Origin of the sequence: Paenibacillus harenae DSM 16969 (assembly GCF_000422465.1) — a bacterium.
Taxonomy (GTDB): domain Bacteria; phylum Bacillota; class Bacilli; order Paenibacillales; family Paenibacillaceae; genus Pristimantibacillus; species Pristimantibacillus harenae.
Window position 1 is genome coordinate 637,844 of record NZ_KE383842.1, and the last position, 21,368, is coordinate 659,211.

The window sequence follows — 21,368 nt, forward strand, 5'->3', positions numbered from 1 at the left end:
TGCATGACATACGAGGGATTATCGGAATCCTATATAAAGCTCCTGCTTAAGGCAAAAGAAGCGATGGAGCGCGCGTATGTTCCTTATTCTCATTTTCAAGTCGGGGCAGCCTTGCTTGACGAAGAAGGACATATCCATTTTGGCTGCAATGTGGAAAATGCGGCTTACGGGCCGACGAATTGCGCCGAGCGCACGGCGCTGTTCCGTGCAGTGGCGGACGGGAAACGGCCGGGACAATTTCAAGCAATCGCCGTCATTGGAGATACGGAAGGCCCTATCGCGCCTTGCGGCATTTGCCGGCAGGTGCTCGTTGAGCTCTGCATGCCGGATATGCCTGTCATTATGGGCAATTTAAAAGGACAATGGTCGATTTCGACCGTATCGGATATTTTGCCGGGGGCATTCACTCCGGCGTCACTTGATAATAGGGAGCGTAAAACAAACGAATGAGCCGAACAACTTCAACAACGGAGCGCGATAGTAAAAAATTCAGATCGGGATTCGTAGCCATTATTGGCAGGCCGAATGTCGGCAAATCTACGTTAATGAACCATCTCATCGGCCAAAAAATTGCGATTATGTCGGATAAGCCTCAGACGACGCGCAATAAAATCCATGGCGTTTATACGACGAACGATACCCAAATCGTATTTCTGGACACGCCGGGCATTCACAAGCCGCAATCGAAGCTGGGGAATTATATGATGCAGACGGCGGAGAGCGCTTTGAAAGAGGTAGAGGCGGCGCTCTTTCTGATCGATGCGTCTGAGGGGCTCGGCGGAGGGGACCGGTTTATTATCGAGCAGCTCAAAAAAGTAAAGACGCCGGTTTTTCTCGTCATGAATAAAATCGATAAAGTAGAGCCAGAACAGCTGCTGCCGATGATTACGCAGTATAATGAGCTGCATGAGTTTGCTGAGATCGTGCCGATCTCCGCTCTTAAAGGAAATAATATCGATACGCTGCTGGAGCAGATTTCCAAATACTTGCCGGAAGGACCGCAATATTATCCTGCCGACCAAGTTACGGATCATCCCGAGCAATTCGTCTGCTCGGAACTAATCCGCGAGAAAATATTGCATATGACACGCGAAGAAATTCCGCATTCAATTGCGGTAACCATCGAGGATATGCGGGTGAAGGAAAATGGCGTCGTCTATATTGGCGCAGTGATTTTTGTCGAAAGGGATTCTCAAAAAGGGATTATTATCGGCAAAAAGGGCGAGTTGCTGAAGGAAGTCGGCAAGCAGGCGCGGAAAGATATTGAAGCGCTGCTCGGTTCCCGCATTTTCCTGGAGCTTTGGGTAAAAGTGAAGAAGGACTGGAGAAACCAGGAACGTGTCCTGAAGGATCTTGGTTTCCGGCACGATTAATCGGCTTTCGCAATTGACGTAATTTGTTAAGGATAACCGGACGATATTTATCGCATCCTATTACCGTCTAGAGCATTTCCGAAGCGGAAAGGGATGAATACGAATGCGAGATTTTTCGTGGAAGTATTTTACAATGACCGGGGATGTCGAATCTTTCATGCTTTATAAGGAAATGAACCAGTTAGGAGCGGAAAGACGCTCCGACCCGTTAGCCGGTGCAGAGGAAGAGTTTACGTTAACGGAAATGGATGAGAGCTCAGGCTAACGTTAGTTCTCTATTCTGCTTATAAGTTATCGCGAAACGGAAGTCCGCCGGCATGGGAAGGCGTTCTTTCGTTTCTGCGTTTAGAGGAGAGTTATCGTTATGTTGTATCGTGTCGAGGGTATCGTCCTTCGCAGCATGGATTACGGGGAAGGCAACAAAATCGTGACGCTCCTCACGAAGTCGAACGGCAAAGCCGGGGTTCTTATTCGAGGCGCAAAAAAAGTGAAGAGCAAGCATGCTTCGCTTGCCCAGCCTTTTACATACGGAGAATTTGTTTATTTTCGCACCAGCGGGCTTGGTACGCTTAATCATGGTGAGATCATTGAGTCTCACCATATTTTGCGCGAAAAATTAGAAATGGCGGCATATGCCTCGTATGCGGCCGAATTGACGGATCGTTCGACTCAGGACGATGAGGCGACAGGCTTTCATTTCGAACAGCTGCAGGCTTGCTTGTCCGCGCTTGAACAGGGCAAAGACGCTCAAATCGTAATCCATTTATATGAGATGCGCATTTTAGATTTATCCGGTTATGCGCCGGAGATGGATCAATGCGTCGGCTGCGGCAATGTCGTCGGGCCGTTCAAACTATCGGCATATGCCGGAGGCATATTATGCACGAGATGTACAGGCAAGGATCCCGCTGCTATTACGCTTGGGGAAGGCGCATACAAGCTGCTCAGATTGTTCCGGCGAATGGATATGCGAAGACTGGGGACGATCCAGGTAAAGCCGGAGACCAAGGCGGAGCTTAAGCAATGCATGCGCAAGCTGATGGATACGCATTTAGGATTGCAATTGAAATCCCGAAGCTTTCTTGACCAGCTGGATAAGCTATTATAATCATTTATATGTTTGCATACAGCCTATGAGCGGAAAGTAAGACAAATATCGAGTAAGACAAATATCCGGTTTGACATTTCAGGTAAAGAAGCATACAATAGTGCATTATGAATATGGACAATGATGGAGAAAGTAATCGACGGATATCGACCGATTCAGCGAGCCGGGAATAGTGGAAGCCCGGACGGACGAAGCGATGAAAGGGCACTCCGGAGTCATACTGAACAAAGAGGGTTTGCTCCTAATTGGAGGAACCAAGTAGGGTGGAACCGCGGGATATTAACTCTCGTCCCTACGTCTGGCAGCAGGCGTAGAGGCGGGAGTTTTTTTGTATAGACGTCGCCCTCGCTGATCCAGGAAACGTCCCTTACCGGACAGAAAAACAAAGGAAGAAGGAGAGGGTTAAGCATGAATTTCCAAGGAATGATTTTAACGCTTCAGCAATTCTGGGCCGAACAAAATTGTATATTGGTTCAGCCTTATGACGTGGAGAAAGGCGCGGGAACAATGAACCCGATGACTTTTTTGCGTTCGATCGGACCCGAGCCATGGAATGTCGCCTATGTGGAGCCTTCCCGCAGACCGGCGGACGGACGCTACGGCGAGAATCCGAACCGGCTGTACCAGCATCACCAGTTTCAGGTGATTTTGAAGCCGTCGCCCGATAATGTTCAGGAGCTATATTTGGAAAGCCTGAAGAAGCTTGGTATTGACGCTAACGACCACGATATCCGCTTCGTTGAGGATAACTGGGAAGCGCCGACGCTTGGCGCCTGGGGACTAGGCTGGGAAGTATGGCTCGACGGCATGGAAATTACGCAATTCACGTACTTCCAGCAGGTAGGAGGCATCGATGCCAATCCTGTCGCTGTCGAGATTACGTATGGCATGGAGCGCCTTGCTTCGTATATTCAGCAGAAAGAAAACGTATTCGATCTGGAATGGGTGGAAGGCGTCACCTATGGCGACGTCTTCAAGCAGCCGGAATATGAGCATTCGAAATATACGTTTGAAACATCCGATACGGCGATGCTGTTCTCCTTGTTCAATATGTACGAGGAAGAAGCAAAGAAAACGATGGAGCAGCATCTTGTATTTCCGGCCTATGATTATGTGCTGAAATGCTCCCATACGTTCAACCTGCTTGATGCGCGCGGCGCAATCAGCGTGACGGAAAGAACAGGTTACATTAACCGAGTGCGTAATTTGGCGCGTTCCTGCGCTTCTACTTACTACGAGGAGAGAGAACGTCTCGGATTCCCGCTGCTGAAGAAAGGAGTGGAGCAGAATGGCTAGAGATCTGCTGCTGGAGATCGGACTGGAGGAAGTGCCGGCACGTTTCGTGCGCGGCGCTATGAACCAGCTTAAGGATAAAACGGCAAAATGGCTTTCGGATGCGCGTATTGCGCACGGAGAGGTTCAAGCCTATGCGACGCCGCGCCGTATCGCGGTGCTTATCCAAGGCGTTGCCGAGAAGCAATCGGATATGAATGAGGAAGCGAAAGGCCCCTCACGCAAAATCGCTCAGGACGATCAAGGAAATTGGAGCAAAGCGGCACTTGGATTCGCACGGAGTCAAGGCGTAGAACCGGATCAGCTATACTTTCGGGAACTTGCCGGCGTGGAATATGTATATGCAAACAAAAGCAGCTTGGGTACGGCAACATCCGCCATCTTGCCTGACGGCTTGCTTGGCGTTATCACATCGATGTCATTCCCGAAAAATATGCGTTGGGGCAGTCACGAGCTTCGTTTCGTGCGTCCGATCCGCTGGATGGTCGCTTTGTTCGGCCAAGACATCGTTCCTTTTGAAATTACAGGCGTACAAACAGGAAACGTAACTCGCGGACATCGTTTTCTCGGTCAAGAAACCGTCGTAGCCGAACCGTCGCAATATGTGGAGAAACTGCGTGAGCAGCAGGTTATCGCAGACGTCAGCGAGCGCGAGCAGCTTATCCTCGCGCAGATCGACGGACTCGCGAAGGAAAAGGGCTGGGAAATCGCGGTCAAAGAGGATTTGCTGGAAGAGGTCCTGTTCCTGGTCGAATACCCGAACGTGTTGTTCGGCGGCTTTGATCCGGCTTTTCTGAACATTCCGCAGGAGGTGCTGATTACTTCGATGCGCGAGCATCAAAGGTACTTTCCGGTATTGGACGGCGAAGGCAAGCTGCTTCCTTTCTTTGTAACCGTCCGCAACGGCGATAAAAGGTCCATCGAGCTTGTTGCTAAAGGGAATGAGAAAGTACTGCGCGCACGCCTGTCGGACGCCAAGTTCTTCTATGAGGAGGATCATAAGCTTACGATCCAGCACGCGTTATCAAAGCTTGAAAACATTGTATATCACGAGGAATTAGGATCGGTAGCCGATAAGGTTCGCCGAATTCGGGCGGCCTCGGATCTGATCGGCCAGCAGCTGCAGGTCGATGAGCAGACGGCGAAGGATGTAAGCCGCTCCGCAGCTATATGCAAATTCGATCTCGTATCGCAGATGGTCTATGAATTTCCGGAGCTTCAAGGCATAATGGGCGAGGATTACGCACGGAAAGCCGGCGAGCGCGAAAACGTGGCCAAGGCGATTAACGAGCATTATCAGCCGCGATTCTCTGGCGATCTGGCTCCGTCCGGGCTTACGGGAGCCATCGTAAGCTTGGCTGATAAAATCGATACGATTGTCGGCTGCTTCTCGATCGGAATTATTCCGACGGGCTCACAGGATCCATATGCGCTACGGAGGCAAGCGGCAGGAATTGTTCAGATCGTTCTGGCACATGGGCTGAAGCTGCAATTGCACGACCTCTACGACGCTGCTTTATCCGTCCATGAGGCGAGGGGTCTGAAACGTCCATCGGAGGAAATTCGTAAGGATCTATCGGACTTCTTCGCGCTTCGCGTCAAAAACCTGCTGTCTGAGCAAGGCGTGCGTTACGATGTCGTGGATGCCGTCATGGCCGCGGGCTTCGCCGATTTACGCTCTGTCGTCGAACGCGCATCCGTTGTTCAAGCACTTGCGGCCGGTGACGACAGGTCAGAGTTCAAGCTTACGGTTGAGCAGTTTAACCGGGTCGGCAATCTGGCTGCCAAAGCGACCGGCGCAGCGCTCGATCCCGCGCTTTTTGCTGAGCAGGTGGAGAAGGAGCTTTACGAGCAATGGCTGCAGCAGCGTCCTGTATTCTTGGCTGCGGTCGAACATGGCGATTTTACAAAGGCGGTACAATCCTTAACTTCTTTGACTCCGTTCATTCATACGTATTTTGAGAAGGTTATGGTGATGTCGCCGGATGAAGAGGTTCGGGCAAACCGGTTGGCAACACTATCTGGAATTGCCGCCGATATTGCGGTTATCGCAGATTTCTCGAAGCTTGTCTGGTAATGCCGGGAGGATGATGGAGAATGGCTAATGCTAATCCGGAAGTGATCGTATACGTCGTATCCGACGCAGCGGGAGATACGGGCGAGGTTGTGGTGCGGGCGGCTATCGCGCAATTTCACCCGATCAATGCGGACATCCGGCGGTCCTCTTTCGTTACGGACGAAGCCGGTTTGCAGCGCATTACGCTTCAAGCCAAGGAGGAAAATGCAATCGTTCTTTACACGCTGGTCATTCCGCATCTTCGCGAAAGCATGCGCAAGCTGGCGGAAGCAAACGAAGTGGTCGCCATTGATTTATTAGGATCGTTTATCGAGACGCTCGAAATGCGAACCGGGCGGAAATCGCGTCAGGAGCCCGGTCTTAACCACGTGCTGGACGCCGATTACTTCCGCAAAGTGGAGGCAGTCGAATTTGCCGTCAAATATGATGATGCGAGAGATACGTCCGGTGTGCTGAAGGCCGATATCGTGCTGGTTGGAGTCTCCCGGACTTCCAAGACACCGCTGTCGATGTATCTGGCCCATCAGAAATTTAAGGTTGCCAATGTGCCGCTTGTTCCGGAGCTGAAGCCGCCCGATGAGCTGTTCAAACTGCCGAAACAGAAAGTGATCGGCCTGACGATCGGCGTGCCGTATTTGAATACGATTCGCAAAGAGCGCCTCAAGGCGCTCGGGCTTCCGAATAATGCATCCTATGCGACCCCGGACCGTATTGAGAAAGAGCTCCAATATGCCGATACCATTATGAGACGGCTGGACTGCTTTGTCATTGACGTTTCCCATCGCGCCGTTGAAGAAACGGCCAGCTTAATTATGGAATATGTACGGAGGCCGTAATTGCAGGATTTTTTGATAATTTGACGTATATAATAGTACAGGTTATGAAAATGAAAACGAGCGGTGATCGATTATTCGGCCAGAGCAACCAACCATTGTCGTAGACGCAGACGCATGCCCGGTTAAGACGGAAATTGGAGAAACAGCAAGACGGTTTGCAGTGCGCGTGCTGATGGTCGCCTCCCATGACCACCGGCTGGCGCCGCAGGACGGAGTAGAAGTCGTTCAAGTGGACCGCAGCAATCAATCGGTAGATTTGTATATTGTGAATCATATCGCGCGCGGCGACATCGTCATTACCCAGGACTTTGGACTGGCCTGCATCGCGATAGGCAAAGGGGCGATCGTTCTATCCCCGCGCGGCGAGCAGTATTCGGACGAGAACATTGATTACCTGATGGAACGCAGGCACGAGCTTGCGAAAAGGCGGCGCACCGGAGGCAGAACGAGGGGGCCGAAGGCGATGAGCGGTGCGGACCGCGATCGTTTTCAACAAAAGTTGACAAAAGTTTTGCTAAACGAGCAGGAGAACCATAACGTATAGCGAATATTATTTACGTGTTACTAGGATGAAGGTGATGAACGATGACATACGGTAATAAAATACCGGAAGAAGTCATAGAGGCGGTTCGTAAGCATCATGACATCGTAGAGACGGTCGGGAAATACGTTCATCTCACGAAGCACGGCAAATATATGAAGGGGCTGTGTCCGTTCCACTCGGAGAAGACTCCTTCGTTTACGGTTACGCCGGAACTCCAAATTTACCATTGCTACGGCTGCGGCAAGGGCGGCAACGTGATCAGGTTTGTTGAAGAGATGGAGGGTTATTCGTTTCCCGAGGCCGTTCGCATGCTTGCAGAGGATGCAGGAATGCCCATCACTTGGGCATCGCATGAGGGCGGCAAAGACTCGCCTCACGACGCGGACCGTAAGAAGATCATCGAAGCGCATGAATTATCGATCAAGCTGTATCATCACATTTTGAACAACACGAAGCAGGGACAGGCAGCGAAGCAGTACTTGCGTGAACGCGGAATGAGCGATAAGCTGATCGATCATTTTATGCTCGGATACGCGCCTGAAGAATGGGATGTACTGGCGAGATTTTTAACGAAACGCGGCTTTGATCTTGCCTTAATGGAGAAAGGCGGATTACTCTCGGCCAAATCGGACGGGAGCGGGTACGTGGACCGGTTTCGCAATCGCATTATGTTTCCGATATGGGATCGAGACGGCAAAGCTACCGCGTTTGCGGGTCGCATTATAGGCGAAGGACAGCCGAAATACTTGAATACGTCGGAAACGATGCTTTTTACGAAGAGCAGGACATTGTACAACCTGCATTATGCGCGCCCAGCCATTCGCAAAAGGAAGCAAGTCGTATTGTTCGAGGGCTACATGGACGTCATTAAGTCTTGGAGCGCGGGACTAAGAAACGGTGTGGCTACCATGGGTACAGCATTGACGGAGGAACACTGCTCTATGCTTCGAAGGCAGGCGGAGGAGGTTATTGTTTGTTATGACGGAGATGACGCCGGACAAGCAGCCGCTTACAAATCGATTCCCATTCTCGAGCGCGCAGGACTTAAGGTATTCGTGGCGATGCTTCCGAAGGGTAAGGATCCGGATGATTATATAAGCGAATACGGGCCGGAGGCATTCATGCGGGAAGCAATGGATCAGCCGGTGTCGGTAACAAAATTTAAGCTTATATATTCAAGGAAAAACCATATACTGCTAAAAGAGGAAGGAAGAAAGAACTACCTGCTTGAAGCGGTGGAGGTTATAGCGGAGCTTGATTCTTCAACGGAACGCGAAGTCTACCTAAAGGAATTGTCCAGGGAGTTCGATATTTCGCTTGACTCTTTGAAACAGGACTGTCACCAAAAGCGTCAGGAGCTGCAAAAAAAGAAGCCGCAAGGGGATAATAACGACAATTCGTGGAATAATGGTAGGAATGAAAAACCCCGTAGGTCCGGCCCGCCGACGCTTCGGCCTGCTTATAACAATGCGGAGCGAAGGCTGCTGCATGTCATGATGCGTGACAGGGAAGTGGCGCTAGCGGTTCATGAACGACTGGGCGATGCGTTCAACGTTGAGGATCACGCAGCGCTTGCTGCTTATTTATACGCTTATTATGCGCAAGGCTATGAGCCGGATGCCAGCCGCTTTATCGCAACGCTGCACGATGATCGACTGGAACGCGCAGCTTCCTCCATTCTGATGATGGATAGCGACTTCCCGTTCGATGATACGACAATGGACGCTTATATCCGTGATATCATAAAGGTTCCTCAGTTCCGGGAGCTTGAGCAGAGGAAAGAAGAAATGGTGCGTGCCGAGCGTGCTGGCGATGCTTTATTAGCAGCACAAATGTTGAGTGAGATTATAACCCTAGAGAGACAGCTTAAAACGAGGCAGGACGATCGTTTCTAGGGGGGAGGGAGTCGGAATATGGCGAATGATCAACATACTGAACTAGACACTGAACAAAAACTGGATCAAGTGAAAGATCAGCTGATCGAGCAGGGCAAGAAGAGGTCATCCTTAACGTATAAAGAAATAATGGAGAAATTGTCCCCTTTCGATCAGGATCCGGAACAGATCGATGAATTTTTCGAACAGCTCGATGATTTCGGCATTGAGGTGTTAAACGAAAACGATGAAGAAAATCCGCTTGCCGCCAGGGGAGAAGAACAAGAGCGCGAGCAGGATGACTTCAATTTCGACGATGATCTCGCTTTGCCTCCAGGCATTAAAATTAACGATCCCGTTCGAATGTACTTAAAAGAAATCGGGCGGGTTCCGCTGCTCTCCGCTGATGATGAAATTGAACTGGCACAGCGAATCGAGAACGGCGATGAAGAAGCGAAGCGGAGACTCGCGGAAGCGAACCTGCGTCTCGTTGTCAGTATTGCGAAACGTTATGTGGGTAGAGGTATGCTGTTCCTGGATTTGATTCAAGAGGGGAACATGGGACTTATTAAAGCGGTTGAGAAGTTTGACCATCAGAAGGGGTTTAAATTCAGTACGTACGCGACCTGGTGGATTCGTCAAGCGATTACGCGCGCGATTGCTGACCAAGCCCGTACGATCCGGATCCCGGTTCATATGGTGGAAACAATCAACAAGCTCATTCGGGTATCCCGTCAACTGCTTCAGGAGCTTGGACGCGAGCCGACCCCGGAGGAAATTGCGGCCGAGATGGAACTTAGTACCGAGAAAGTGCGCGAGATTATGAAAATCGCACAGGAGCCGGTATCGCTTGAGACGCCGATCGGCGAAGAGGATGATTCGCATCTTGGCGATTTTATCGAGGATCAAGAAGCTCTCGCTCCGGCGGACGCGGCTGCATATGAATTACTCAAAGAACAACTCGAGGACGTGCTTGATACATTGACCGAAAGGGAAGAAAATGTGTTACGTCTCCGCTTCGGGCTTGACGACGGCCGTACAAGAACGCTCGAGGAAGTCGGCAAAGTATTTGGTGTAACCCGTGAGCGTATTCGTCAGATCGAGGCAAAGGCCCTTCGTAAGCTTCGTCATCCGAGCCGAAGCAAACGGCTTAAGGATTTCCTCGAATAATATGACATTTAGATAAACCATGACCTTACTGCTCTTGCAGCGAGGTCTTTTTTCTAAGCTTCTGCCGCATACCTATAATGTACTTACCTAATTTATGCCAAGAACGAAAGGACAATGGAATGCTATGAATCCGGATCGACGGCAAATCATTGTAAAGGAAATCGAGCACTGGCGGCGAAGCAAGCTGCTGCCGGATCAATATTGTGATTTTCTATTGAATCTATATGCGGATCAGGATACCCCTCGTCGAACGGAAGAGCAGCACGGTACGGTAGGGAAAGCGATTGCCGCAGTTCAGCGTGCGACAGGCATGCAATGGCTTCTTACATTTGGAACTTTTACCTTAATTTCCTTTGTTGTGCTTTATTTTAACGAATTTCATCCGTTATTGCAAATAGGGGTTGCAGCAGGCTCCGTTGCGGTATTTTTATGGCTTGGACAGCGGCTTCGCGGAAGAAATGAAGCTGCCGGGCTCGCGTTTACGGGCATAGGAATGTTAGTCATGCTTGGCGGCGGTTTATACATCATGGAGCAGCATGGCTTAGATCATTGGGGCTGGAGAACGGGCTTGCTCGCGTTATGTTCCCTCTTCTGGGTTATATACGGCATTGCGGCCCGAATTCATGTCCTTCATCTATGCGGCTGGCTAACGGCCATACTTGTCTATGCCTGGCTGCTTTCGGAGTTCATGACCGATTCCAGATGGTATGAAATTCAGCTCTATTGGCTGCCGATTGCTTGTCTGTTCGGCTGGAGCAGCTGGTTCGTTCACCGTTGGTCAAAGCCGGTATCCGCCGTTCTGTTCTTGACTTGCTCGATTGTTTGGTTTATGCCTGAGCTGTATGCGATGATGTTTACGGAAGAAGTCATGTGGCTGCAGCTTCAATTGCTGGTTAAAATCGCCTTCGGCGGAGGATTGTTATTTCTAATGCGAAAACAATGGATGGTGTGGGTCGTATAATGATTAAATTATCAAAACGTCTGCAAATGATCGCGGACTATGTGACAACCGGTCACCGGATCGCCGATATTGGCTCCGATCACGCCATGCTGCCGGTATATTTGCTGCAAATCGAGAAATGCCCGACTGCGATTGCAGGCGAGCTGAATACGGGACCGTATGAAGCGGCACGGAAGCAGGCGGCAGACGCGGGACTCAGCAGCCGGTTGACCGTACGGCAGGGCGATGGATTATCAGTTCTGCAGCCAGGTGAAACGGATACCGTTACGATCGCAGGAATGGGCGGCAGCCTGATGAAAGAAATTTTGGAATCGGGACGAAGCGCGGGAAAGCTTGAAGGGGTAAAGGAGCTTGTGCTTCAGCCGAATGTCGGAGAGGAGACGGTTCGGGAATGGCTGCTCGATCAAGGCTGGTATTTAAAAGCGGAATCCATTCTGGAGGAGGACGGGAAAATATACGAAGTATTAAACGCCGTTAAAGCAACCGATGCAGCCGAAAGGAACGTCGAATTGTACGACGGGCGGTTTTTGCCTCTGAATCTCCCGCCGGAGACCAAGACCGGTCTGTTAAAACAAATGGGTCCGCATCTGCTGCGGAATCCGCAGCCGGCCTTACATAAGAAGTGGCGGCATGAGCTGCATAAGCTTGAGCGAATCTGCGGTCAGCTTGCCGGATCTGATTTGCCGGAATCTGCGCGTAAAAGGGAACAATTTATAGCCGAGATGATAAGGATAGAGGAGGTATTGCAATGTTTGCCCATGGTCAAACCGTCATTCAGCTGATGGAGCAGCTCGCTCCAAAGCATTACGCGGTTGAAAACGATAAAATCGGTCTGCAGCTTGGCACGCTGGACAAACCGGTCCATAAAATTTTAATCGCGCTTGACGTAACGGACGACGTAATCGATGAAGCGATTGAACAAGGCGCCAACCTCATTATCGCCCATCACGCGATTATCTATCGGCCCCTAGCCAAGCTGGATACTTCAACGGCTGCAGGACAGCTGTATGAGAAGCTGATTAAGCATGACATAGCGGTATACATCTCGCACACGAATTTGGACGTGGCCGACGGCGGCATTAACGATTGGCTGGCGGACCTTGTCGGCATCGTGCCTGAAGCCCGTCAGTGCCTGGAAGAGGTGCATACGGATAAGCTGTACAAACTGGTCGTCTATGTGCCGGAAAACCATCATGAGCAGGTGCTGGCGGCGATATGGCGCGCGGGAGCCGGGCAGATCGGAAACTATTCCAATTGCAGCTTTAACATCAAAGGAACCGGCACTTTCGTTCCCGGATCTGGAACGGAACCTTACATCGGGGTACCTGGAAAGTTGGAGAAAGCCGATGAAATCCGTATCGAAACCGTCGTTCCATACAGCATTCACCGCAAAACGGTACAAGCGATGCTCAAAGCCCATCCGTACGAAGAGGTCGCTTATGACCTGTACCCGGTTGATTTGAAGGGCCGTTCCTTCGGGCTGGGCCGCGCCGGCAAGCTATCGCAGCCGCTTAGCTTGGGCCAGTTAGCCGAACAGGCAAAGCGCATTTTTGACGTTCCGGCGGTTCGGGTTGTCGGACCTCTAGATCGTGTAATTCGTAAAGCAGCCGTATTGGGCGGCTCGGGAGCGAGATACGTCCGGCATGCTTTGTTTGCCGGGGCCGATGTGCTTATAACCGGGGATATTGACTACCATACGGCGCATGACGCGCTTGCCGCCGGCATGACCATTATCGATCCCGGGCACAACATCGAGAAGGTGATGAAGCAGCGCGTGGCTGATTGGCTGAATGAACGGCTTGAAGACAGCAAGTATGAAACGACGGCTGTCGCATCCGCATTAAATACGGAACCGTTCACATTCGTATAGATGAATTGGCAACCATTACAGGGTTGAGCTTTTATCAAATAACGAGTATACTTAAACGTATTAACGGAAAGTTTGACAGACAATCGCTGGCGGCCTAGTTGCCGCGAGAGGAAAGTCCGGGCTCCACAGGGCAGGATGCTGGATAACGTCCAGTCAGCGCGAGCTGAAGGATAGTGCCACAGAAATGGACCGCCGATGGCCGGCTTTACGCCGGTACAGGTAAGGGTGGAACCGTGGTGTAAGAGACCACGAGGAGCATAGGTGACTATGTTCCTGGTAAACCCCATCTGGAGCAAGACCGAGAGGACGCCGCAGCCACTAAGCTGCAGCCCTAGCCTGGGGCGCGTCCGGGTTGGTTGCTGGAGCCGTACAGCAATGTGCGGCCTAGATAGATGATTGTCGCTTCATCGTGGGAGGGTCGTTCCCGATTGAACCACCAGAAGTACAGAACCCGGCTTACGGCAAACTTTCCGCACGACGATTATAAACAAACAGCACCCTTCCTAATCGAAGGGTGCTTTTTTATATTCGAATTTTCGATATAAGTTGAACAAATTTTTAGCGTAAAAGACTATTCGTACTTACTTATGATTCGATCCAGCCTGCGTTTCACTTGATCCGGATAGGTCTGCAGCGCTCCGCCATAGGATGCCGCAGCATGAAGAGCCTGATCCACGTCAATTTCCCCATAACCGAAATAGATATCCTTGCCTTGAGTACCGATGTCCGCTGCTGACTTTCGCATAAGCTCCATCACTTCTTCGTTGCTTAGTTCAGGATTCACGGAACGGATCAGCCCGGCCAGCGCGGCGACGTGCGGGCTTGCCATAGACGTACCCGACAAGGCGGCGTATTGACTGCCCGGATAGGTGCTTGCGATACTGTCGCCGGGCGCTGCGACGTCAATATAATCGCCGTAGTTGGAGAACGATGCTTTTTCCTTGTTGCTGTCCGTCGCGGCTACCGCGAATACTTCCGGGTAGGCGGCCGGGTATCCCGGACGGTCGGTATTATCATTGCCGCTTGCTGCGATCATCACGACATCATGCTCGTAAGCATATTTTATCGCATCATGCAGAAAATCGGCTTGGGCGTAGTTGCCGAGACTCATATTAATTACCTTGGCGCCATGGTCGACTGCCCAGATAATCCCTTGCGCGACAGAATAGGTTGAGCCGGCGCCGCTGCTGTCGAGTACCTTTATCGGCATAATTTTGTTATACCAGGACAATCCGGCCACACCTTCGCCATTATTGACCGTAGCTCCGATAATGCCTGCGACGTGGGTGCCGTGCCCGACGTCATCATCAGGGGCCAACGATTCGTCAATCAGATTGATGCCCGTCGTTGTTTTTCCTTTGAGATCGGGATGGTTGCTTTGCACGCCGGTATCCAGCACCGCAACGATTACCTCTTCATTGCCTTTGGTTACGTTCCATCCCTTTTCGGTTTCGATGGAAGGGAGGTTCCATTGGTATTCGGAATATAACGCGTCATTCGGAACAATTTCCTGCTCCTCTTCATTCGTCAAATACAAATAATGCGGCTCCGTATATTCCGTCTGCCAGGCTTGCTTGAAATATTGCATAAGATGCTCGGTTTCCATGTTTTTAGATCTAAATACGAAGGTGTCGCCGATTTTTTTTACCGATTCCGCATTGATTTCTTTTTTAATTTGCTCCATTTGGGCGGGCGTTAACGGCGACACGAAATGAACAACGACGTCCCGCACATGATAATGGCTTGCATTTCCGTTATCCTCGCCCGATTTCACGGTGGTATCCCTCGTGGAATTCGGTTTCACCGATTCAATCTTGTAATTTCCTTCTGCGGGATAGGGAACAATCCGAAGATTGCGCATTTGATGCTGTTCCACTGATTTTACAATATCCTGCTTAATAACGCCTACGACGCCGATGCCGGCATGTTTCGTATCCGGTACGCCAAGCACCATATAACGGCTGCCGTCCTGCGCGGTGAAGGCCGGCGATTGGAATTTTGCGCCCTTGGCGACCTGGGCTTTGGCGGTCGCGACGAATTTCTTCGCTTGCCCGTTATCGGTTGCAGGAATTTTGCCGCGATTAACGCTGCGTTTGCCGGATATCCAGCTAATAAAGCTCATATGCATATGCTCGTGCATCATATGCTTGATCCGGGCATTCGCATCCGATTGCGAATTCATACCGGCGCTCATCAGCTTCTGAAAATCTTTGGAGCACTCCGACGTACAAAGCATGGATGTGGCATTCATATCGTTCTGAAGCGCAGCTAGCTTAAGCGTATGCTCTTTATTCGTCGACAATTCGGAGGATTGCGGCGCTTTGCCGTTATCACGCGGCTCGAACAGCGGAGTGGTAGGTATAAGCAGCGCGGCAACGGCTAAAATGGAAAGAGCGCCAATGATCCAATGTTTTCTCATACTTGAAACCTCCAGTATTTCTTCTGATTAGAGATGAGCCTAACCTATAGGGTAGGAATTCCGAGCAGAAAATATGCGAATAGATCGTTTAAACGCCAGTACCACTTCCATGTAATTTGTGGTACCATGTTTATGATTGTATTTTTTATGTGTGTTTGGATTATGAAAGGGGATCTACCTATATGCCATCTGCTAATGTCAAAGCACTTACGGAATCAACTCAAACGAAGCTTAAGGATGCGGTAAACCAGCTTGAACCGTTTCTGAACAACAATGCTTTGCTCCAATTGACAGGGGAGGACAGCGGGGAAGATGCACAGCTATTTTACAGAGGCTTATTATCCGATTTAAGACATTTGCTGGTGTTTTCTGAGGTTTCAGTTGAAAAACTGGGAGTGCTTCTCAGACGGCCCAATTTCGATACAGACTATGCGGAACGCGTATTGTATGAGGTTTACCATCAATGCGTGAGCGCATATTTCTATCCGAAGAACGAATGTTATTCCGAGGATGGACGATACGCTTACACGGGACAGGATGCCATCCGATTCCGGTACAAGCCAGTCCGCCCGGCCCGCGATATCGTGCTCAGCCTTTCGAAGATTTTTGAGGAGCTTCGCGACGAGCTTGCTTATTATGAGAATGACTATATGACGCAGCGCCGTATGCAGGGACAAAAATAAGGCAGAATGAATCGCCTCCGGTCAGGGAAACTTGATAACGGAGGTGATTTTTTTATGCCGAAAGGCGTGTCCTGCAGCGTAGCTAATTGCAGCTTCTGGGAGGAAGGAAACAACTGTGCAGCTAAGGAAATCATGATTGAAATCGATCAGCACGGCGCTTCCAATCTGAATGAAGAATTTGCCGGCGATGAGCTGGGACTATACCATCAGGATCAGGCGGAGCAATCTGCGGCAACTTGCTGCCAAACCTTTAAACCGAAGGAGTGATGGTTCATGGGCAAGTACGAAGACGATTATAAAGAGCTTCTGGATGAACGTGATCGTCATGAACATGTAAGCCGTCCGGTTGTGGGGACAGCCAGCATGCCGAACGTAAATGAAGAAATGGGCGCTGATTTTGCGGTGAGCAGCCAGGTTGCGGATGCGGAGCGGAGAGAAGAGAGGCATGTCGAACGGGCGGACCGTGTAGACGCGGAAACCGGAGGCAATGCCCTTGGGTGGGTATCCCTTGTGTTTGCGGTCGCATCATGGTTTTTATGGCCGGTATTGCTCGGTGCAACCGCAGCCGTGCTAGGCTTTATCGCTTATCGGCAGGGGGCACGCGCGCTTGGCGGTTGGGCTATGGCAATCGGAATCATTGCAGTAGCATTAAATTTAATCATTGTTCCTTTTTATTACGCGATTACCTGATGGCTGCCTAACGAAGAGAAGCTCCTTTCCGACTATCGGAAAGGAGCTTTTACTTATTTTAGCGCCTGCTCGCGATGCTTCTGCACCTCTTCGTTCAATGCAAGCATCTGCTTGTCTAGCGAATCAATCATGGATGCGGAACCCTTCAGCTGCTGCTGAATGTGTGGCGGAATTTGTTCATTGAATTTATAATAGATCTTGTGCTCCAGGCTTGCCCAGAAATCCATCGCGATGGTACGAATTTGAATTTCAACCAATACATTTTCCTTGCGGTTCGTAAGGAAAACGGGGATTTCGATAATCAGATGTATGCTTTGGTAGCCGTTAGGCTTAGGGCTGCGGACGTAGTCCTTAACTTCGACGACGCGCACATCGCTTTGCTTGCTGATCATCTCGACGATTTGATAAATATCGTTGGAGAAGGAGCAGATGATGCGTACGCCGGCAATGTCCCGGATATGTTTTTTCGCATCTTCAAGCGTAATGTCCAGCCCTTTGCGCCGCAGCTTCTGCATGACGCTTTCAGGTGTTTTTATTCTCGTCTTCATATGTTCAATCGGGTTGTAATCGTGGATGAATTGAAATTCTTCATTTAAGATGTTAAGCTTCGTTTCGACGGCATCAAGCGCAAATTTATAGGTAAGAAAAAAATGAGCCCACTGCTTTAACTGATCGGTTTTCATTTGAGAATCACTCCTGAGCAATCGTTGTATTAATATAATGGTCGATTTGATAGACGAAAGTCAAATGAACCGGCATAAGGCAAGGCTAAGGATAGGGGAAACCGATGATAATAAACATTCGAGACGTTTCGTGGGAGCGTGGAAACCAAGCGATATTAAGCCGGATCAGCTGGAAGGTTGAAAAGGGGGAGCACTGGTGCTTACTCGGATTAAACGGATCGGGCAAAACGACGCTTCTGAATATGATCAATGGTTACATATGGCCTATGGAGGGCAGCATGTCCGTACTGGGCAAAAGGTTTGGAGAATTTGACCTGCGCGAGCTGCGGAAGAGCATCGGCTGGGTCAGTACGTCCCTGCAGCAAAAGTTGTATGGCGGCGAAACGGCTCTAAAAATTGTTTTAAGCGGCAAGTTTGCCACAATTGGGCTTTACGACCGTACCGGCTTGGAAGATATGGACAAAGCAGAGAAGCTGATGAAGGCTCTGGGCTGTTCCAGTCTAGCGGAACGCACCTATGACACGCTCTCGCAAGGTGAACGGCAGCGCGTGCTTATTGCGCGGGCATTGATGGCGTCGCCGAAGCTGCTTATTCTCGATGAGCCATGCACGGGGCTGGACGTATTTGCGCGGGAGCAGCTTCTGCAGATGATCGAAGGCGTAGCGGGACAGGAGGATGCGCCGACCATTATTTATGTAACGCATCATGTCGAGGAAATATTGCCGTGTTTTACAAAGACGATGCTCATTAAAGACGGACAAGTATTTGCCGCTGAAGAATCCTCTAAGGTGCTTACATCCGAAGTCATGAGCGATTTCTTCGGAGTTCCGGTTCAAATCGACCGGAAGGGAGGACGCAGCTGGCTGTCCGTAAAGAGGGACATATGGATTTAGCGCTGCAGGAGCCCGAACAGCAAGCTCCCGAGCCAAGCAGGATTCATAAGGTGAAAGGCTGGCTGATCAACAGATACCGTAGGCGGAACAGGCGGGACACGCGGATTTGGCGCATTGCATCGGGAAGCTTAGCCTTATTTGGTTCCCTTTCGATACTTGCCGCGTCGCTTGGCATGCCGACTGGATTCGGGACGTTGATCGACGCATTCTTATTTATCGTCGTGAATATGGCGGCAATGGTCCTTTGCGGGTTTTTGTTATCCATACTGTTATCGCTTATGCTTGTTCCGGTTCCGAGAAGATTCACGGCGCTACTGCTTTATGTCGGGGTCGAGACGTATTTGATTTTGTATTTTGCAGAGCTTGGCGTGCTTATGCCGATCGTGCTATCCGCCGTGTATACCGTCTCAGGGGCTGCAAGCGGGTGGTTATTAGGACTGCTTATCCGGTCGAAAATAAAGCCGGTCAGCAAGGTCGTCGTTGCCGTGATTTCAGCATGTGTCATAGCCACGGCGGCGGTGATGGCGGTCTGGCCGGGCCCTGCGGCAGTGCCTCAGCGGAACGCGGCGCTGGACAGCCCCGCCTCAACCGGCGCCGGGATCTTGGATATGCCGAATCCTGCCGTGTCCGGAAGATTTGCGGTTCGATCGTTTACGTACGGAAGCGGGAAGGATAAGCATAGAGATTGGTTCGGCGATGACGTCGGCCTGAAGACGGCTTCGGTAGACGCTTCCTCCTATATTACGAAATGGCCGGAATTGAAAACGTACTTTTGGGGCTTTGACGAGCATGCACTTCCCATAAACGGCCGGGTATGGATGCCCGAAGGCGGCGAAGCTTACCCGATCGCGCTTATCGTGCACGGCAATCATCTCATGGAACACTTCTCCGACGAGGGATATGCGTACATAGGCGAGCTGCTTGCGAGTCACGGCATAATTGCAATCTCCGTCGATGAAAATTTTCTCAACTATTCGGTTTGGTCCGGCATTCCGAATCATGACATGAAGATGCGCGCCTGGGTGCTTCTAAAGCATTTGCAGCAGCTGCAGCAGCTGAATAAACAAGACGGAAATCCGTTAACGGGTAAAATCGATTTCAGCCGGGTCGCGCTTATCGGTCATTCGAGAGGCGGTCAAGCGGCGGCGATGGCTGCCGATGCGGACCGGTGGTTCAAAGGCGACCAAACCTTGGCCGCCTTAGACGGCGTAAACATCGAGTCCGTGATTGCGATTGCTCCCACCGATAAGAAGGTGGAGGAAAAGTCGGCTCGCCTCGTCAATGTCAATTACTTGACGCTTCAAGGGGCAAAAGACGCTGACGTTAATAATTTTTACGGCGACCGGCAGTACAACAGGGTGTCATTCGGCAAGCAATCGGAACGCTTTAAAGCCGCGTTATATATCGAGGGAGCTAATCACAGCCAATTTAATACGGCATGGGGAAGATCCGATGAACGCTCGCCGGGCGGCTTATTTCTGAACCGCGCCGGTCTGCTGGAGGAAGAAGAGCAGCGCGATATTTCGAAGATTTACGTTTCCGCCTTCCTACAGGCGACGCTGCTAGGCGAAGCCGGATACAAGAGGCTCTTCCAGGATTACAGGACCGGCGGCGCATGGCTTCCGGAGACGGTTTATACGAACCGGTACGAGGAAGCGGGCTTTACGGAAATTACCCGTTATGACAGGGGGGGCAGCAAGACATCCCTTCCGTTCGGCGGCAAAGCTGAAGCCGATGGAATGATCCTGTGGCAATTGGCCAATGCGAAGGACAGGGACAACCATAACAAAGGAACAAAGGGCATTGAACTGGAATGGGATCAGCCTGGAGCGGAGTATGAGCTGGAACTATCCCGCAGCATAGACGCTCATCCGAAGGGGATGACGGAATCAAGCCTTGTGTTCTCGATGGCCAATATGGAACGGGATCTTATCGCAAAGAACGCGAAGGCGAAAGAGTCGAATCCGTTAGAAGTCAAGGAGAAAGAATTGCCGCCGCTTCCTGCGGTGGTGATCGGGCTTACGTTCGAAGCCGGGGGGACGACGGAAGTCGGGCTTGAGGAGATCATGCCGGTATCGCCTCCGGCTTACACGGCTTTCACATCGCTGTCATGGCTGGAATCGCGGATGAAAAAAGGGAAATTTAAAAACGCCACGGAGCCTGTGTTTCAAACCTTCGTCGTTCCGCTCGCGACATTCGGGCCGGATGCCGTCGAAGCAAATGAGATCAGCAGGATCACGTTCCGTTTCGTAAGCGGTCCGGGTAAGGTTATGCTTGACGATATCGGCTTCATGCCTTGAACAGGAGAACAAAAGCGGGATGCCATTCTACAGGCCATCCCGCTTTTTACGCCCCTTACGGACAGGCTCCTCCAAGGCTCCTCTTTGAAAGTAAAGCTTCCGGCCGCATACAAAGCTGATTCGGGCAGGACAAAGTCGGTTCAAACCCGAATAAATCTTTACATCCAGAAATTGACTCGCCAAATAATCGCCTATGCTGCCTAATGCAATTCGGGGCATTCGTCCGAACAGTGTCTCCAAGGCGCCTTGTACCTGCAGAGGGAATTCGGAATCCAGCGGATTAAACGCTAATGCCATCTGCATAATAATGGTTGTAGCTATAAGAGTGAAGAAGCCGAACCAAACGGCTTTTCTCGCCGCTTTCTCGCCATATTTCTCATTTAACAGAACGGAAGCGAGGTAAATGGTACCGTACATCGTATTTCCGAGCGAAATGGCAATCGCCATCCCGAAGAATGAGATATCGATTGTTTTGACTAAGCCATTATATATGAGTTGTTCGGAAACCAGCACTAATAAATATCCTGCGGTTCAAACAAGAGGAAATGGATGGTAAGATAAAAATTCAACCTTACGAACAGATAAGGAGTGTTA

The 21,368-nt window shown here is 50.6% G+C and carries 21 protein-coding genes and 1 other RNA gene; 19 read left to right on the forward strand and 3 right to left on the reverse strand.

Translation table 11 applies throughout. From position 1 onward, the window contains the following. The first annotated feature begins 3 nt into the window (after positions 1-3). The 14 genes from cdd (at position 4) to rnpB (ending at position 13,580) form a co-directional block, all read left to right on the forward strand. Positions 4-450 (forward strand): cytidine deaminase, encoded by a 447-nt coding sequence (cdd, locus tag H581_RS0113045; RefSeq protein ID WP_028610379.1) that lies wholly within the window; start codon positions 4-6, stop codon positions 448-450. Beyond that, complete coding sequence (gene era, locus H581_RS0113050; RefSeq protein ID WP_028610380.1) at positions 447-1,373, forward strand: GTPase Era; 927 nt, start codon at positions 447-449, stop codon at positions 1,371-1,373. Before cdd ends, era begins: the two co-directional genes overlap by 4 nt. A gap of 103 nt (positions 1,374-1,476) precedes the next feature. Next, positions 1,477-1,638: a YqzL family protein gene (locus H581_RS37150; RefSeq protein WP_084134574.1), complete on the forward strand. Its 162-nt coding sequence runs from the start codon at positions 1,477-1,479 to the stop codon at positions 1,636-1,638. A gap of 99 nt (positions 1,639-1,737) precedes the next feature. Then, positions 1,738-2,481 (forward strand): DNA repair protein RecO, encoded by a 744-nt coding sequence (gene recO / locus H581_RS0113060; RefSeq protein WP_028610381.1) that lies wholly within the window; start codon positions 1,738-1,740, stop codon positions 2,479-2,481. Positions 2,482-2,889: 408 nt separating this feature from the next. Beyond that, positions 2,890-3,777 carry a glycine--tRNA ligase subunit alpha gene (glyQ, locus tag H581_RS0113065; RefSeq protein WP_028610382.1) on the forward strand — a complete coding sequence of 296 codons (888 nt, stop codon included), beginning with the start codon at positions 2,890-2,892 and terminating at the stop codon, positions 3,775-3,777. Next, positions 3,770-5,851 carry a glycine--tRNA ligase subunit beta gene (glyS, locus tag H581_RS0113070; protein ID WP_028610383.1) on the forward strand — a complete coding sequence of 694 codons (2,082 nt, stop codon included), beginning with the start codon at positions 3,770-3,772 and terminating at the stop codon, positions 5,849-5,851. Before glyQ ends, glyS begins: the two co-directional genes overlap by 8 nt. Before the next feature lie 20 nt (positions 5,852-5,871). Continuing rightward, entirely contained in the window at positions 5,872-6,687 is an 816-nt protein-coding gene (locus tag H581_RS0113075; RefSeq protein ID WP_028610384.1) for a pyruvate, water dikinase regulatory protein, read from the forward strand. Between the two features lie 73 nt (positions 6,688-6,760). After that, positions 6,761-7,231 carry a YaiI/YqxD family protein gene (locus H581_RS0113080; RefSeq protein WP_156889577.1) on the forward strand — a complete coding sequence of 157 codons (471 nt, stop codon included), beginning with the start codon at positions 6,761-6,763 and terminating at the stop codon, positions 7,229-7,231. Between the two features lie 41 nt (positions 7,232-7,272). Then, positions 7,273-9,126: a DNA primase gene (gene dnaG, locus H581_RS0113085; protein WP_028610386.1), complete on the forward strand. Its 1,854-nt coding sequence runs from the start codon at positions 7,273-7,275 to the stop codon at positions 9,124-9,126. 18 nt (positions 9,127-9,144) lie between these two features. After that, the gene (gene rpoD / locus H581_RS0113090) at positions 9,145-10,275 is read left to right on the forward strand and encodes an RNA polymerase sigma factor RpoD (RefSeq protein ID WP_028610387.1); all 1,131 of its coding nucleotides are present in this window, start codon (positions 9,145-9,147) and stop codon (positions 10,273-10,275) included. 124 nt (positions 10,276-10,399) lie between these two features. Continuing rightward, a complete protein-coding gene (locus H581_RS0113095; protein ID WP_028610388.1) occupies positions 10,400-11,236 on the forward strand; it encodes a hypothetical protein in 837 nt (278 codons plus the stop codon). Continuing rightward, positions 11,236-12,018, forward strand: coding sequence for a tRNA (adenine(22)-N(1))-methyltransferase (locus H581_RS0113100; RefSeq protein ID WP_028610389.1), 783 nt, complete (start codon positions 11,236-11,238; stop codon positions 12,016-12,018). Before H581_RS0113095 ends, H581_RS0113100 begins: the two co-directional genes overlap by 1 nt. Next, positions 11,985-13,106 carry a Nif3-like dinuclear metal center hexameric protein gene (locus tag H581_RS0113105; protein ID WP_028610390.1) on the forward strand — a complete coding sequence of 374 codons (1,122 nt, stop codon included), beginning with the start codon at positions 11,985-11,987 and terminating at the stop codon, positions 13,104-13,106. Before H581_RS0113100 ends, H581_RS0113105 begins: the two co-directional genes overlap by 34 nt. Before the next feature lie 67 nt (positions 13,107-13,173). Beyond that, positions 13,174-13,580, forward strand: an RNA gene (gene rnpB, locus H581_RS36560) — RNase P RNA component class A. A 97-nt stretch (positions 13,581-13,677) separates the two neighbouring features. Here the strand turns inward: rnpB and H581_RS0113110 are convergent. Further along, positions 13,678-15,525, reverse strand: coding sequence for a S8 family peptidase (locus tag H581_RS0113110; protein ID WP_028610391.1), 1,848 nt, complete (start codon positions 15,523-15,525; stop codon positions 13,678-13,680). 182 nt (positions 15,526-15,707) lie between these two features. Between H581_RS0113110 and H581_RS0113115 the strand changes: the two genes are divergently transcribed. The 3 genes from H581_RS0113115 to H581_RS36435 are packed head-to-tail and all read left to right on the forward strand — an operon-like array spanning position 15,708 to position 16,898. Beyond that, a complete protein-coding gene (locus H581_RS0113115; RefSeq protein ID WP_028610392.1) occupies positions 15,708-16,208 on the forward strand; it encodes a YpuI family protein in 501 nt (166 codons plus the stop codon). Positions 16,209-16,262: 54 nt separating this feature from the next. After that, complete coding sequence (locus H581_RS0113120; protein ID WP_028610393.1) at positions 16,263-16,475, forward strand: DUF1540 domain-containing protein; 213 nt, start codon at positions 16,263-16,265, stop codon at positions 16,473-16,475. Between the two features lie 6 nt (positions 16,476-16,481). Then, positions 16,482-16,898 carry a hypothetical protein gene (locus H581_RS36435; RefSeq protein WP_051250767.1) on the forward strand — a complete coding sequence of 139 codons (417 nt, stop codon included), beginning with the start codon at positions 16,482-16,484 and terminating at the stop codon, positions 16,896-16,898. A 53-nt stretch (positions 16,899-16,951) separates the two neighbouring features. On the opposite strand, the gene H581_RS0113130 is transcribed toward H581_RS36435, so the two are convergent. Next, positions 16,952-17,581, reverse strand: coding sequence for a GTP pyrophosphokinase (locus H581_RS0113130; RefSeq protein WP_028610394.1), 630 nt, complete (start codon positions 17,579-17,581; stop codon positions 16,952-16,954). A gap of 104 nt (positions 17,582-17,685) precedes the next feature. Here H581_RS0113130 and H581_RS0113135 point away from each other — a divergent pair, with 104 nt between their 5' ends. Both H581_RS0113135 and H581_RS0113140 read left to right on the forward strand, forming a co-directional pair. Further along, positions 17,686-18,474 (forward strand): ABC transporter ATP-binding protein, encoded by a 789-nt coding sequence (locus H581_RS0113135; RefSeq protein WP_028610395.1) that lies wholly within the window; start codon positions 17,686-17,688, stop codon positions 18,472-18,474. Further along, on the forward strand, positions 18,465-20,774 hold the full coding sequence (locus H581_RS0113140) for an alpha/beta hydrolase (protein WP_036718570.1): 2,310 nt from the start codon (positions 18,465-18,467) through the stop codon (positions 20,772-20,774). Before H581_RS0113135 ends, H581_RS0113140 begins: the two co-directional genes overlap by 10 nt. A gap of 27 nt (positions 20,775-20,801) precedes the next feature. Here the strand turns inward: H581_RS0113140 and H581_RS33950 are convergent, their stop codons facing one another. Beyond that, the gene (locus H581_RS33950) at positions 20,802-21,287 is read right to left on the reverse strand and encodes a queuosine precursor transporter (RefSeq protein WP_051250769.1); all 486 of its coding nucleotides are present in this window, start codon (positions 21,285-21,287) and stop codon (positions 20,802-20,804) included. Positions 21,288-21,368 lie beyond the last annotated feature (81 nt).